This window comes from Bacillus sp. PSXD-155 (assembly GCF_049310765.1).
GTDB lineage: Bacteria > Bacillota > Bacilli > Bacillales > Bacillaceae_G > Bacillus_A > Bacillus_A cereus.
In genome coordinates, this window is record NZ_JBMOWC010000085.1 from 1 (window position 1) to 13335 (window position 13335).

Sequence of the window (13335 nt, forward strand, 5' to 3'; positions counted from 1 at the left end):
AGTTCTTTATATTGTTTTTGCTTTAAGCAATCTTTTATTACGTATTTTACATTTTCTACATATTTTAATCTTTTATTTTGAGTTAGTGCAAATATGTTATTCGGATCAATACCAAGTCTTTCTGATAATTGATATAACAATATACTAGATGGATAAATCATACCTTTTTCAATCTTGCTAATTTGACTTTGTGAACATATTCCATGACATAATTCGGATTGTGATATATTTTTTTTAATTCTAAGTTCTTTAATGGTAATACCCAAATCGTTAAATTCCATTTTTCCACCTACTATTTAGCACTTTATTAATATAAGAACATTCTCTAACCTTAATGTAAAATTAATATAGTTGCAATTATTGTTTTAAAGGGCTTATCGTTTCTATAAGATGGTGAGATTTTTTTATGTACAAAAAAGACACCAAAAGGTGCCTTTCGCCGACTTGGACCACGTTCATTTAATATAAACCTATCTGTATTTTCACATGCTTCTCTAATCCCTCTATTTTACATTTGATAAAATAAAATCCTAATATTACCAATAATTAAATAAATATTTCTACATATTCAAGATATTTACATAAATTACAAAAGTGATACATTTAAGTTGTAAGCTATAAAAACTATTAAAGGGGGATTTATTATGTTCAGGAAATTAGTAGTAGGAGCAGTAGCAACAGGTATTGCATTAACAGGGGGAATTGGTGCAGCTTCAGCTGATACGCAAAAAGCTGTGAGCTCTCCGAAGCAAGCAACATGCTCAATTCCTTATGAGTATTCTAATGGTAAATTCAAAAGAACTCTTTATTACTCAAATGGAGTATATGCTAATAGTTTTAATGAAAATGTTTGTGGCGGGACGATTACGTGGTACTTAAAACATGTTCAAAATGGAGTTGCTTTTTACGAAGGTAATTTAAAATAGTAGATTTTTTGAACCTCATTTATTGAGGTTCTTTTATTTTTAGTTTTTAAACTGATTCTCTATAAAAAAGACACCCTAAGGTGCTTTTTGCGATTTGATCCATTGTAATATGGTGTTAAATTCCAGTCTGATTATTATTTTACCACGTTAAGTAGTTTCGGTTATTGAGAAAAAATACAACTCATTGTTTGAATGCGAAAAAGCCCTAGGGGGACTAGGACTTTTTGCTAGAATGAATAAGATTTAAAAAAGGACTTATATAACGTAACATATGAATGTTTCGTAAATGTATCAAAAAAGTGAACAAAAGCGTTAATTTTAATAAAAAAAGCTCCGCGATAAAAGCTACGGAGCTTCATAAGGTCGAGTTATGTCGTACTCACAAGGGATTTTAACATGAATGTTGTGGTAAAAATACTGGTAAATTTATCCCATAAAACGCCCGCTGATTAGAGTTTCACTTCATTCGAAGGAATTTATGTTTTATAAATTAGATTATAATAGTTGATATTCTCCATATTGACCAGAAAAGAACTAAAAATTCTAGTGAAATTCCAAGTGTTCGTTTCCTAGTTTTTTGAAATTCTTTTATTAAATAGCCAACAGCACTAATTGCTATAAGAATGAAAAGAATAAGTTCGAGTGTAACTGGCATTTTATCTACTCCTAATACATTAATTTGTTATATAGAGATTATAAGATATTTTTGCGGCTAGTGGTGAAAAATTTAATAAAACTATCTCTAATGGAGTTTTGTTTGAACTTCTAAAAGTATTTGTGAAAACCATTGTACGTAAAATTTCTGCGTATGTTTTTAGGAAACAAATTTTAGAAAAAGATAACAAAAACCCCACTCCTCGTCGCCGGCGGAAGCAAAAGGGTGGGTTTCGTAAAAAATAAATGAGTCCTAATGGATATAATGTACAAAAGAAAAGAGGCTTTCTTATGAAAGGATAGACTTTCATGTGTCATCACTATTAATAATGATGTGTTATTTTTATATAGAAACGAATAAGGAACAGAACAAGTTATAGTTTAAAGGGATAAAATGGTGGGATTGTATTGAGAAATTTTTTTGAAACAACAATATTCAGAAAATTAAAAGTTTTACTGGAAGATTTTTGTTATTATGTTAGTAATCTATAGACAAAGGAGAAGGGGCTATATGAGTGTACATGTAATAAAAAAGGAAGAAATCAATTTACTTTTACATGAGTGGTATAGAGAAATTCGTTCACAGAATTTCTCTAAGGCAAAGGAATTAAAACAAAGTATTGATACAAAAGTTAATAGTATGGAAGAAGATCGAAAGAATACAGAGTTTTATTCACTTGTAGATTTTAGATTTAAAATGTTAAGTGCAGAGTTTTATCCCCATCAATCTGACATATCTAAGAATGATCTAAGAAAAATGAAGTTAGATGAAGCTCCATCAGATGAATCTTTATTATATTATTACCATTTCTTTAAGGCTTCTCATGCTACAGTAAACGGTGATTTTAAAGTGGCTGAAAAGCATTATGAAATAGCAGAATCTTTGTTGGGAAATATTCAAGATCCAATCGAAAAAGCAGAATTTAACTTTAAGCTATCAAGCTATTATTATCACGTTTGCCAGCCTATTTTAGTAATTCAATATGCAACTAGAGCAAGGAATACATTTGAAGGGCTGTACGGGTATAGCAGGAAGGTGGCAGCATGTGACAATGTTCTGGGTTTAGCATGTGTAAAGCTAAATGAATTTGAACAAGCAGAAGTTTATTTCATGTCGTCTCTGGATATTTTGAAAAAGCAGAATGAAGAGGAGCTAATGTTACGAGTTCGACATAGTTTAGGGGTTATGTATGCAGAGCAAAACCTATCTGATTTAGCACTTCGTTACTTATCAGAAGTATCACAAAAAATTCCGAATCACTTTAGAGCGATTTTTTTGGAAGCTAGAGAGAATTTAAAGTTAGGAAAGACAAAGCTTGCAGCGTCCTTAATTGAAAAAGGATTAATAATTTGTAATGAACTGGAACAAAAAGAATATGAACATCATTTTACAATTCTAAAAGAAATGAATGAGAATGTTTCTGCTGAAGAATTAGAGTTAGCCATTTCTAAAGGAATTTCTTTCTTTAATGAAGTAGGTTTATGGCAATATGTCCAGGAATATGCTGAAAAATTAGCGGTTAAATATCATGAAGAAGGAAATTCAATAAAATCTAGTGAATACTTCTATTTAGGATATAAAGAAAAAGAAAAAGGTTTTCAGAAAGGGGCTTTAAAATGAAAAGGATCATCAGCAGTTCAATTGGATTAATAATTACGGTCATACTATTAAATGGAGTAAATGTTTCAACGGACCAATCAAAGGTCAATACAACAAGTGTTATACAATATACGCATGGAGAGCCGTGGGGCTGAAGAAATATTGAAGTATAAAGAGTTGTTAGATCGAAGGATGATTACCGAAGAAGAGTTCTAAGTGAAGAAAAAGTAATTAATAAGTATATAAATAAAAAAACGCTCAGATGAGCGTTTTTTATTTATATATTCGCAAGTAAAATAACATAATATCACTATGAATCCTTATAACAATATGAATTTTTGCATATTTTAAAATTCAATATATCCCTTAAAAACTTTTAATTGTATAATATATTTTGTCATATTTTTAGATTTTTCGACATAAACCAACAAAAATAGAGAACGTATTGGGAGAAGACATTATGTATACAAAACTATTAAAATCAATTACATCATTATCACTTATTGGTGGTGCGTTGTTATATACAAATGGTAGCGATGTAAAAGCTGCTGAAGTGGGTGTTTTTTCTGATGTGCCGACATCACATTGGTCATATCCTGCGATTAAAGATTTAGCGAGTAAGAATATTATTTCCGGTTATGGAAATGGGATATTTGGTTTTGGAGATGTTGCGACAAGGGAGCAAGTTGCGGCTTTAATTTATCGAGTGTTAGTACCGAATAAACAAGGCGGTTCGTTTAGTAATGATGGAACTCGTTACGTATTAAAGGATGGGTCTACGTTTAAAAATCCTTACGGTGATATTAATCAAAGTTCTACAATGTTTCCAGAAGAGGTATTAACTTTAACGAATTTAGGAGTTTTTAAAGGTGATGAAAATGGCCAATTTAGACCGAAAGCTTCTGTGAGTCGTGCGGAAATGGCACAAATTCTTACAAATGCTTTCCATCTTGCGGCAAAACAAAAACATACCTTTAAGGATGTTCCAAATCCATTTTGGGCAGAAAACGCAATTAGTGCAGTGCAGTCAAATGGAATCGCAGATGGCACAGGGAACGGGAATTTTGAACCGTATGGCACAGTAACACGTGAACAGTATGCGCAGTTTTTATATAAAACTTTGAAGTATAAAAATGCTGATGTGAAAGACACAGGAGATGCGGCATTATTAACAGCTTTTAAAGAGGAAGTACAAAAGCGTATTAATACATACGAGACAAATATTACACTTCCATATAAAACGAAAAACAATAATACAAACGAAGTGATGAATACACTTTTTAACGCATATAAAGAAGTTGCAAGTAAAAATGAGTATACAAATAATAATAGATCGAATGTTTCATATGGACTTTCTGGATCACCTGGAAATTATACATTTACACTTAAGATTACATATCGTGAAACGAAAGAACAGACGGAATATGTCATGAAACAAGCGAAAGCAATCGTTTCTTCTATTACTCAAGTTGGAATGGATGATCACGAAAAAGTGAAGGCGATTCATGATTACGTAGTAAAACATGTTTCTTATGATACGTCTTATAAAGCTTACACAGCATATGAAGCACTAGTAAATCGTTCTGCGGTTTGCCAAGGTTACGCACTATTAACTTATCAATTATTAAAAGAAGCAGGAATTGAAAATCATTTCGTGACAGGAACTGGGGACGGACAACCTCATGCTTGGAATTTAGTGAAAATCGAAAACAAATGGTATCACCTTGATACAACATTCGATGATCCGGTGCCAGATGAACAGGGCCGCGTAACGTATTCGTATTTCAATTTATCAGATGAACAAATCGCAAGAAATCATGAGTGGAACCGCGGAGACTATCCGCAAGCTACAACAAATTATTATAGTACACTGACAAACAAAATTGCGGCAGGTAGTACGAAAACGCCTGCATATCAGCAAATATTAAAAGATACAAAGTTAAACTATTTAGGAAATGAATATATCGTAAACAACTATACTGAATTAAAAAATAAAATGCAGCAGCGCTATAGTGCGAAACCAGAGAAAATTGAAGTGCTGTACAAGCAATCAATGAATGGTGCACTGCAAGATGTGAAAAAGGCAATTGGCGAAATCGATTATCCGCAAGGGGCAAATCGAGTTTCTTATAAAGCGGAGCCTTACAATGCGAAAGAAGGGTATTCTTTAGTGACAATTACGTTTACGTATTAAGAATGAGAAAAAAGCATCTGTTTCAGATGCTTTTTTTTATTATATTGATTCGACAAAATATGACAGGTGAAAACGAATTGGTCTGTTATGATAATTTTTGAAATTTTACATTTTGGAGGATTAATCATGAATAAAAAGAAGATTTTCGCTGCGTTAATAGGAATTGTAGCCTTATTTATAATTATTAATGTAGTTGTTACGAAAGAGAAAACGACATCAACCAGTGAAAAAATGTACTCTGAGAAAGAATATAATAAATTAGTAGATGAACATTTTGAAGAGACGCAAAAGTTGAAAAGTGATATGAGTGTGTTAGAAACTGAAAAAAAATCTCTTGATGAGCAAGTGAAGAAGTTAAAAGATGAGTTAGCGAAAAAAGAGCAACAAGTAGCACAGCAGCCGGTTCAACAAGAACAACCAAAGCAAGAACCACAACAACCAGCACCAGCGCAACAGCTGGAAAAGAAAGAAGAGCCAAAACCGGAACAACCTACTGGAGCATTCGAAAACCCTATGAAAAGCATAAACAAAACAGAGGCAATGAATAAAGTAAAAGAAAAAGCGAAGCAAGATTTCCAAGATGATTATATGACACAAAACTTTGTTGCGGAGGAACAATCAAAAGCATTTGATTTCTTAAACAGTATTGAAATTAAATCACAAGAAGAATTAAATGTAATGAAGAATGCATTGAAAGATTTTTCTAACGACTTTATGACCGCGAAGTTTGTTTATGAAGAGCAAATGAAGGCGAAGAATAAGCAAGGGTAAAACAAAAACGCTATCTTTTAAAAAGGTAGCGTTTTTGTTTTGGGTTATAAAGTTATTCCTACATTTGACATATACAGTCTAACTGTATAAAATGGAACTATTCAGTTGAACTATATAGTTTAGCTATATACTTATCGTTACATTGGAGGTCTTTATGAATAGAGATAAAAATTTACCATTAACGGAAACAACGTATTACGTTCTTTTAGCTTTATTAGAACCAGCCCATGGTTATTTAATTATGCAAAAGGTAGAGGAACTGAGTAATCATCAAGTGAAAATCGCAGCGGGTACACTGTATGGCGCGGTTGAAAATTTATTAAAACAAGGATTAATAGAATCAGTAAAAAGTGAAGATAAACGAAGAAAAGTGTATGTCATTACGGAACGAGGGAAAGAAGTATTACACTTAGACTTTATGAGAATGCAGCACATTATTGCGGTTACAAAAAGTTTATTACACGTATAGTTAGGGGGAAACGATGATGTGGAGATTGAAATTCTTTTTAGATTTTGAGAAAGAGGAAAAATGGTTAGAAGAGATGGCTTGGAAAGGCTATCAACTAGAAAGCAATACATTTGGTTATACATTTAGATATACAGAACCAGAAGATGCGACGATTAAAATAGACCATAGAGTATTTAGTAGAAAAAGTGATTTTATTAATTACTGCACATTATTTGAAGATAGTGGCTGGGAGCATATAGCTGGTAATCGGTGGTCAGGTACGCAATATTTTAAAAAGGTAGATGAAGAAAGTGAAGATGACATTTTTTCAGATCCAATGTCACGGGCAGGGAAGTATAAGCGTCTATCTAAAACATTTTTAGAATTAGCGATCTGTTATTTGCCGATATTATTTTTATTTATGTATAGTAATACAATGAATTTAGGGGCCTTTGTAAATCCGAAAGAACTATACTTGACGCCAGGATTATGGGATAAGCAAGGTGTATCATTTCTATGGTCATTGTTATTTGAAACGCCATTTGCATTAATGAGAGGACTTTTTTTGACATTTATCCCCGTTGCGACATGTATGTTTTTCGTTTGCTCGTATAAAGCAAATCGATTGTATGAAGAGAGAAGATGATAGGAGAAATCCCCTTAAAGTAGATGCTTTGAGGGTTTTTTAATGTATAAATAGGGAATTTGGTAATCATTAACATTAATTCCTTTTTGTTTATGTTTAAATATGATATCATTTTGATAATATTCCTTAGGAGGATGATTATCATTAATATACTTTTAGGTATTATTGGAGCAATTGTTTTACTTGCCTTTGTTATCCATCCAGGAGTCCCAGACAAACGTGTCCCTCTACAAAATAAACTTGCAGTAATCCTTCCATTGATTGTTATAGCCGGTTTAATTTCTTTATATATATAATTAAAACAAGAATAACATTAAGATAGGTAGAGAAGTATATATCTGCTTTTCTACCTATGCGTAGTTTAATAAAAATGCTCATCAACATTTTCACTACTATTGTTCTTTTGTTAATTGCTGCATGGACTACAAAATGAACTAATACAGAGGGCCAGCATAAATAAATTATTGTATTTCTCAATATATAAAACAACTTAACGTGGTAAAATAATAGTTGGACGGGAGTCCAATACATATTATTAAAATTAAGATGGTTCAAGTCGGAGGAAGGCACCTTAGGGTGTCTATTCTTTTTTATAAAAAGAAAATTGTACGTTTAGACGCATTTTAAATACAAAATAACCGATTCCTTATACGTTAAGAAACCGGTTATTTATTTCCCTACTTTTTTAGAGAGCTTTTTCTTATAATGGTCTTAAATCATAAATAAAAGATAGAGTAAAAACTATATAAGAAATAAATGTCACGAAAACAAGAAAACATATAAACTGAGAATTAGATACATATTGTTCTATTCTTTGTTTCATGTTAATTCGCATTATTTTTCAAATGTGAAGTATCAATTGGAATTTGAGCTTTCCAAGATCCAATTATTTTTCCAATTCTAGTTATATTTACGTCTAAAGTAAGGGGCTGTTTAAAAGCGTCTTTTCCTTTAGAATCTATAACAAATGTAGCAACACCTTCAGGTTTATCATTATCACGAATGCCTACATCATTTAATTTTTTACCTGCTGCCATAAGTTCAAAAGGAAGACGATCATCTGAATCATGGATAAATGATAGTCTCCCGTCATTTTTAATCTCAGGGTTTTCTTCTTGTTGTCCATTAATTTTACCATCACTTTCAAGATCTAATCCTGATGTATCAAATTCGAATGGTACTAAACTTCCGTCAGCTTTTTCCATTCTATAATGAACTGATATACGTGAATCTGCGATAAATAATTCTTTGAGATGTACAGTAATACTTTGATCTGTAATTTTTTCATCAATAGGAATATATTTACCATTCTTCATCATATCTTGTATGACACCATTTTCATCTCCTATTCCTTCATTTACAACTTTATCATTTGTAATTGCATCAGAAAAATATGAAGCAACATTTGTAGCCGCTACTTGTACTTGTGGAATCATTGCTGTTGTGAAAAGTGCTGCTGCAGCTACTGCTGTATAAATGAAACGTTTTGATTTTTTACTCATGTTTGTAAAGATTCCCTTCTTTTGTTGCTTTTTGTGATTTATATTAGAAACATTGTCTAACTTGGAACGACTTTCAAATGTTTTCCATGCTTGTTCTATATCAATTTTGATTTCTTGTGGTGAATTTGCAGATTCTTCATCTAGCATTACGTTTTCCCATTGATTTAATTTACTAATTTCTATTAATAAATCTTGGCATGCTTCACATGTATCTAGGTGCTTTGTGAATTCCTTTCTTATATCATGAGAAAGTTCTCCATCAATATATGTTTGAATAAACCCGATATCATAACATTTCATTTGTTATGCCTCCTCCATTTGTTTATAAATCTTGCGAAATTTCATTTTGGCTCGGACTAATAATGTTCCAATAGAAGATATTTCAATTTGAAGTACTTCTGCAATTTCTTTATATTGAAAACCAGAGAATTTCATTAGTAAAAGGGTTCGTTCTCGATCATTCATTTTATTTAGTATCGTTTGGACCTTTGTAATTTCTTCTTTTCTTATCCAATCATCGTCTAATGATGAAACATTTTGTACTTCATGGTATTGGATTTCTTTATCAATCTTCGCTTGTTGCCTTTTTTCAGATCGAAAATGGTTATAGGCTACATAAGTAGAAGATTTAATCAACCATCCAGGTATGTTTTCAATTCCTTTCCAATCGCTACGATATAATTGTAAAAATACTTCTTGCGCTAACTCTTCAGCGATAGATTGATCTTTAACAATCCAGATGATTTGTTTCACAGCGTAAGCATAGTACTGCTTAAATAAATCTTCAAAGGTCATATCAGAAGCATGACTTTCTTCATTTTCTATGGTTAACATGTTCGTTTAGACCTCACTTTCAATTTGATACCTGTATTATAGAGAAACCAGAAAAACAGATTTTGTGACAGTTTTTCTGGATATTTTTTTATATTTTTTATTATGTACTAAAAAAGCATTCATCTGATTAAAAGATAAATGAAAACATAAAAACTATAACTCTTGCAGTAGTTGTCTATTAATGTACAAGAAAACAGTTAGTTTGTTGCCAAATTGCATTTAAACGTACGATTTTCTTTTTTCTAAATAAGAGTCTTGCCTTAAAGAAGATAAATTTTCAATGGATGATTACGATGAATATATAGATAAAGTTCATCCATATATTTGTAGAAAGGAGGAATTCAAATGAAGAGAGATGATAATAAGATTGGTCACTTTATATCTGAAAAAGGAAAGGAAGATTTTCAAATTGCCTACGATGAATCAATGGCACTCCTTCCAAAACCTAACGAAACGAAAGATATAAAAACTAAATATGGCACAATTCGTGCTTATTACTTTACTAAAGAAGAAAACAAACATAAGGAACCAATACTCTTACTCCCTGGACGTGGTGCATCTACTCCAATGTGGGTCCCAAATTTAGAAGGGCTAAGGGAGAAAAGGCCTGTTTATACGATAGACTTACTCGGTGAACCTGGGATGAGTGTGCAAACGAAGGTGATTGAAAACCAAAAGCAACAAGCAGAATGGCTAAATGAAGTAATTGAAGGATTAGGTTTAGAAAAAGTGCATATCGTGGGTGTCTCCATTGGAGGCTGGACAACAATGAACTTGGCTAGATATAATCCTGAGCATATTGCTACGGCTAGTTTATTAGATCCAGTCTTTGTATTTGCGCAAATATCCATAAAAATGATTCTGGCATCTATTCCAGCTTCCGTTCCTATTGTACCTAAGTTTTTAGGAGAAAAGATGTTAAGCTATGTTTCTGGAGGAGCAGAAGCAAGTGACGATGAGCCTATCGCTAAGTTAATCGAGTCGGGTATGCGTAACTATAAACTGAAAACACCAGCGCCTGATTTATTTAGTAAAGAAGACTTAAAAAGTATTGATATTCCAGTGCTTGCACTTATGGCTGAAAAAAGTACAATGCACAATTCGGTAAAAGCAGTTGAAACTGGAAAAAAATACGTTAAAGATATTGATATAGTTAATTGGAAAAATGCATCTCACGCAATCAATGGTGAGTTCTCTAACGAGGTTAATGCTAGGATCCTTGATTTTGTAGAAAAGCATTCTAAGGATAACTAAGTTGAAAGTGGAAAATATGTTGTCATAACAACTTCATCTCTATATAGCTATTTAGGGGGTTTAGCCCATTTTTTATTTTGGCATAGTTTAATTCTTCTACTTTCATGAATATGTACAATTACATAAAATTTCAGTGGAAAAGAGAGTATACTTTCATATTGTGTAATAAAGATAAAGCCTGCCTACGGAAATAGGCGGGCTTTTTTTACTTATAAAGAAAAGACAACCTTTAAGGTGTCTTTCTTCGATTTGAAACATTTTACTAGGTTAAGTTTTTGTGATAATGAACTCTTTTAATTGGAATGAACCTACGCAGTACATCACTTTATTCTTAAGCATCATTCTCAACAAAAGTGAAGATTTTCATTATCTTTTTCACTACAAAGGGTAATAATTTAGAAGCTAAAAATGCAAGTACGAAAGCAATTCCCCATGTTTTCATCCATGATTTGAGAAATAAAGCTGTATATCCAACATTCATTGAAACCATGACGAAAGAGATAATACTAGATATACCTAAAATCATTAAGATATTAAAAATTAATGGTTCAAATTTTTTATTGATTTTCAAAATTAACACCTATTTTCTATATATGCTTTGCTGCCCGATTTCACCAACATCTAATCTTACAGTTTGAAATCTAGGTTGTCCAGTTTGTTTTATTTTTCTGCAATAGCAATATTATATGGAATAGAGTTTCACCATATTGCTATTAAACTAAAATTTTAAGATTGAACCTAAACGAAATTTAAAGTATCGAAGTTCATTTTGGAGGGGGATGTAATACTACATCTTACACTTAAACTGCACATTGCGTATTTTTTATGAAGAAAAGACACTCATATAAAAGTGTCTTTTCCGATAGTTTTTTAGCAGAAGCAAGCAGCTCCAACGATGATTAATAAAATAAACAATACAACTAATAAAGCAAATCCTCCAGCGAAGCCACAGCCACCACAACTACCACCAAAGCCCATAACAGTTCCTCCTTTTAATAGGAAGGGAAAACCAAGGGGTCACTCATGTGTTTTAACGGATTCCATTTACTGTATGCTTTTACGAATGAATGGAGCAGGTCCTTTTCAAAATAGATTTATCCCGCTATTTGTCGGGGAGTAAGACCTCGATTGATGAGGGCAGAATATATTCTTAGAAGGAATTCAAAGGCAAAATAGGAGAGTCTATATCATTCTTTAAAAGCGAATAAATGAAAAATAAAATATCCAAAAATATAGATAGAAATCCGCTTTTATACCTTTCAATAAAAGAATACTAGCATTATATATTATAAGGAATACTTGTCCTTAATTGTAAATGAAAGGGGGGAATTGGTATGAGTTATGGCTATGGTCACCCTCCAAAAAAATGCTGTGAACATCATAATGAAACTTTATCAACGGGTATATTACGTAGACATTCCGCTACGTTATTTCTTACTGTGGATGCTATGAATGTTGATCCCGACGATACTCGTAGAGTAACTGTTGAAATGTTTGATTGGTCATCTGGTTCTCCGGTATTGTTACCATTAATAGACCCTTCAACGCAAACATTGCCACCTAATCGATATGTTACTTTTCGTTCAGCAGCTCTTCCTCCAGCACTTTTTGCTTATGAAGTAAGAATCATTCGTCCGAAAGATAGAGATGTTGTTACGAATGTTTTTGGTCTTAGTGCAATCGTATTTAACCCACAAGAAGGAAATAATGTTTTACAACATGATTTAGCAAAATTAGACCTTAAATAGCTTTTATAAAAGTCTATTTATTGAGCATGATTAAAAAAAGAGTAGGATGTAATGAACTGCACCCCAATTGTTAGACACAGTCTAACAATTGGAGGTGCAGTTTTTCTATGGCTAAATTTACAGCTGATGAAAAAATACAAATCGTTCTACGTTATTTGAACGGAAATGAAAGTTATCGAGAAATGGGTAGATCGCTCGGTATAAGTGACACAATCATTTTGAATTGGGTAAACCAATATAAACAGAATGGTCTGGAAGCTTTTCTAAAACGATGTACAAATTACACACAACAATTTAAACTAGACGTACTAAACTTTATGATTGAAAACGGTATGTCCTTATTTGAGACGGCAGCTATCTTTAATATTCCTGCCCCTTCAACGATTTCTGTTTGGAAAAAACAGCTCGAAACACAAGGAATTGATGCCCTTCAATCTAAGAAAAAGGGGCGTCCATCCATGAAAAAAGATTCAAATAAACAATTAAAACAACCTTTAGCTGAAGGGTCAGTCGAAGTACTTGAAGCACGCATTAAACAGCTTGAGATGGAAAATGAGTACTTAAAAAAGTTAAATGCCTTAGTTCAAAACAAGGAAAAATCACAAAACAAGACAAAGCGCAAGTAGTCTATGAATTAAGGCATAAATATTCGGTCAAGGCACTCGTGGAGCTAGCTACTATTCCTCGAAGCACGTATTATGATTTAGTAAAGAAAATGAATCGTCCAGATGTAGATGCCGATTTGAAAGCTGAGATTA

At 32.2% G+C, this 13335-nt stretch carries 16 protein-coding genes and 1 pseudogene; 11 read left to right on the forward strand and 6 right to left on the reverse strand.

Features of this window, described 5'->3' with window-relative positions; genetic code table 11:
• A partial coding sequence (locus ACO6VI_RS31620; RefSeq protein ID WP_225987928.1) for a helix-turn-helix domain-containing protein occupies positions 1-281 on the reverse strand: 281 nt, incomplete at its 3' end.
• 363 nt (positions 282-644) lie between these two features.
• Between ACO6VI_RS31620 and ACO6VI_RS31625 the strand changes: the two genes are divergently transcribed.
• Positions 645-926 carry an LCI fold-containing protein gene (locus ACO6VI_RS31625; protein ID WP_000488870.1) on the forward strand — a complete coding sequence of 94 codons (282 nt, stop codon included), beginning with the start codon at positions 645-647 and terminating at the stop codon, positions 924-926.
• Positions 927-1416: 490 nt separating this feature from the next.
• Here ACO6VI_RS31625 and ACO6VI_RS31630 read toward each other — a convergent pair whose 3' ends face one another.
• Positions 1417-1581, reverse strand: coding sequence for a hypothetical protein (locus tag ACO6VI_RS31630; protein ID WP_001145511.1), 165 nt, complete (start codon positions 1579-1581; stop codon positions 1417-1419).
• Positions 1582-2091: 510 nt separating this feature from the next.
• Between ACO6VI_RS31630 and ACO6VI_RS31635 the strand changes: the two genes are divergently transcribed.
• From ACO6VI_RS31635 to ACO6VI_RS31665, 7 genes are all read left to right on the forward strand, one after another.
• Positions 2092-3201: a tetratricopeptide repeat protein gene (locus ACO6VI_RS31635; protein ID WP_422425080.1), complete on the forward strand. Its 1110-nt coding sequence runs from the start codon at positions 2092-2094 to the stop codon at positions 3199-3201.
• A complete protein-coding gene (locus ACO6VI_RS31640) occupies positions 3198-3335 on the forward strand; it encodes a Phr family secreted Rap phosphatase inhibitor (RefSeq protein WP_071731857.1) in 138 nt (45 codons plus the stop codon). Before ACO6VI_RS31635 ends, ACO6VI_RS31640 begins: the two co-directional genes overlap by 4 nt.
• A 305-nt stretch (positions 3336-3640) precedes the next feature.
• Entirely contained in the window at positions 3641-5374 is a 1734-nt protein-coding gene (locus ACO6VI_RS31645) for an S-layer homology domain-containing protein (protein ID WP_016513686.1), read from the forward strand.
• Between the two features lie 126 nt (positions 5375-5500).
• Complete coding sequence (locus ACO6VI_RS31650; RefSeq protein ID WP_063546672.1) at positions 5501-6145, forward strand: hypothetical protein; 645 nt, start codon at positions 5501-5503, stop codon at positions 6143-6145.
• A gap of 154 nt (positions 6146-6299) precedes the next feature.
• Entirely contained in the window at positions 6300-6614 is a 315-nt protein-coding gene (locus tag ACO6VI_RS31655; protein ID WP_001078063.1) for a PadR family transcriptional regulator, read from the forward strand.
• Between the two features lie 13 nt (positions 6615-6627).
• Positions 6628-7239, forward strand: a complete 612-nt coding sequence (locus tag ACO6VI_RS31660; protein WP_003269697.1) for a DUF2812 domain-containing protein — start codon at positions 6628-6630, stop codon at positions 7237-7239.
• Between the two features lie 134 nt (positions 7240-7373).
• A complete protein-coding gene (locus ACO6VI_RS31665) occupies positions 7374-7535 on the forward strand; it encodes a hypothetical protein (protein WP_000583951.1) in 162 nt (53 codons plus the stop codon).
• A 528-nt stretch (positions 7536-8063) separates the two neighbouring features.
• Here the strand turns inward: ACO6VI_RS31665 and ACO6VI_RS31670 are convergent.
• Together ACO6VI_RS31670 and ACO6VI_RS31675 are read right to left on the reverse strand one after the other, a co-directional pair.
• Positions 8064-9041, reverse strand: a complete 978-nt coding sequence (locus ACO6VI_RS31670) for a DUF4179 domain-containing protein (RefSeq protein WP_000650404.1) — start codon at positions 9039-9041, stop codon at positions 8064-8066.
• Between the two features lie 3 nt (positions 9042-9044).
• Positions 9045-9575, reverse strand: coding sequence for an RNA polymerase sigma factor SigX (locus ACO6VI_RS31675; RefSeq protein ID WP_000955505.1), 531 nt, complete (start codon positions 9573-9575; stop codon positions 9045-9047).
• Between the two features lie 345 nt (positions 9576-9920).
• Here ACO6VI_RS31675 and ACO6VI_RS31680 point away from each other — a divergent pair, with 345 nt between their 5' ends.
• Positions 9921-10829 carry an alpha/beta fold hydrolase gene (locus ACO6VI_RS31680; protein ID WP_098840272.1) on the forward strand — a complete coding sequence of 303 codons (909 nt, stop codon included), beginning with the start codon at positions 9921-9923 and terminating at the stop codon, positions 10827-10829.
• A 331-nt stretch (positions 10830-11160) separates the two neighbouring features.
• On the opposite strand, the gene ACO6VI_RS31685 is transcribed toward ACO6VI_RS31680, so the two are convergent.
• Both ACO6VI_RS31685 and ACO6VI_RS31690 read right to left on the reverse strand, forming a co-directional pair.
• Positions 11161-11400: a DUF2798 domain-containing protein gene (locus tag ACO6VI_RS31685; protein WP_000700226.1), complete on the reverse strand. Its 240-nt coding sequence runs from the start codon at positions 11398-11400 to the stop codon at positions 11161-11163.
• 299 nt (positions 11401-11699) lie between these two features.
• Positions 11700-11807, reverse strand: a complete 108-nt coding sequence (locus tag ACO6VI_RS31690) for a YjcZ family sporulation protein (RefSeq protein ID WP_000505670.1) — start codon at positions 11805-11807, stop codon at positions 11700-11702.
• A 356-nt stretch (positions 11808-12163) separates the two neighbouring features.
• Between ACO6VI_RS31690 and ACO6VI_RS31695 the strand changes: the two genes are divergently transcribed.
• Both ACO6VI_RS31695 and ACO6VI_RS31700 read left to right on the forward strand, forming a co-directional pair.
• On the forward strand, positions 12164-12577 hold the full coding sequence (locus ACO6VI_RS31695) for a hypothetical protein (protein ID WP_000120208.1): 414 nt from the start codon (positions 12164-12166) through the stop codon (positions 12575-12577).
• A gap of 107 nt (positions 12578-12684) precedes the next feature.
• A pseudogene (locus ACO6VI_RS31700) lies at positions 12685-13335 on the forward strand (helix-turn-helix domain-containing protein); the annotation flags it as partial.

Bases quoted from the DNA above. Each gene is read 5' to 3' on its own strand.
- ACO6VI_RS31625 (WP_000488870.1), top strand. From the start codon at position 645: ATGTTCAGGAAATTAGTAGTAGGAGCAGTAGCAACAGGTATTGCATTA.
- ACO6VI_RS31630 (WP_001145511.1), bottom strand. From the start codon at position 1,581: ATGCCAGTTACACTCGAACTTATTCTTTTCATTCTTATAGCAATTAGT.
- ACO6VI_RS31635 (WP_422425080.1), top strand. From the start codon at position 2,092: ATGAGTGTACATGTAATAAAAAAGGAAGAAATCAATTTACTTTTACAT.
- ACO6VI_RS31640 (WP_071731857.1), top strand. From the start codon at position 3,198: ATGAAAAGGATCATCAGCAGTTCAATTGGATTAATAATTACGGTCATA.
- ACO6VI_RS31645 (WP_016513686.1), top strand. From the start codon at position 3,641: ATGTATACAAAACTATTAAAATCAATTACATCATTATCACTTATTGGT.
- ACO6VI_RS31650 (WP_063546672.1), top strand. From the start codon at position 5,501: ATGAATAAAAAGAAGATTTTCGCTGCGTTAATAGGAATTGTAGCCTTA.
- ACO6VI_RS31655 (WP_001078063.1), top strand. From the start codon at position 6,300: ATGAATAGAGATAAAAATTTACCATTAACGGAAACAACGTATTACGTT.
- ACO6VI_RS31660 (WP_003269697.1), top strand. From the start codon at position 6,628: ATGATGTGGAGATTGAAATTCTTTTTAGATTTTGAGAAAGAGGAAAAA.
- ACO6VI_RS31665 (WP_000583951.1), top strand. From the start codon at position 7,374: ATGATTATCATTAATATACTTTTAGGTATTATTGGAGCAATTGTTTTA.
- ACO6VI_RS31670 (WP_000650404.1), bottom strand. From the start codon at position 9,041: ATGAAATGTTATGATATCGGGTTTATTCAAACATATATTGATGGAGAA.
- ACO6VI_RS31675 (WP_000955505.1), bottom strand. From the start codon at position 9,575: ATGTTAACCATAGAAAATGAAGAAAGTCATGCTTCTGATATGACCTTT.
- ACO6VI_RS31680 (WP_098840272.1), top strand. From the start codon at position 9,921: ATGAAGAGAGATGATAATAAGATTGGTCACTTTATATCTGAAAAAGGA.
- ACO6VI_RS31690 (WP_000505670.1), bottom strand. From the start codon at position 11,807: ATGGGCTTTGGTGGTAGTTGTGGTGGCTGTGGCTTCGCTGGAGGATTT.
- ACO6VI_RS31695 (WP_000120208.1), top strand. From the start codon at position 12,164: ATGAGTTATGGCTATGGTCACCCTCCAAAAAAATGCTGTGAACATCAT.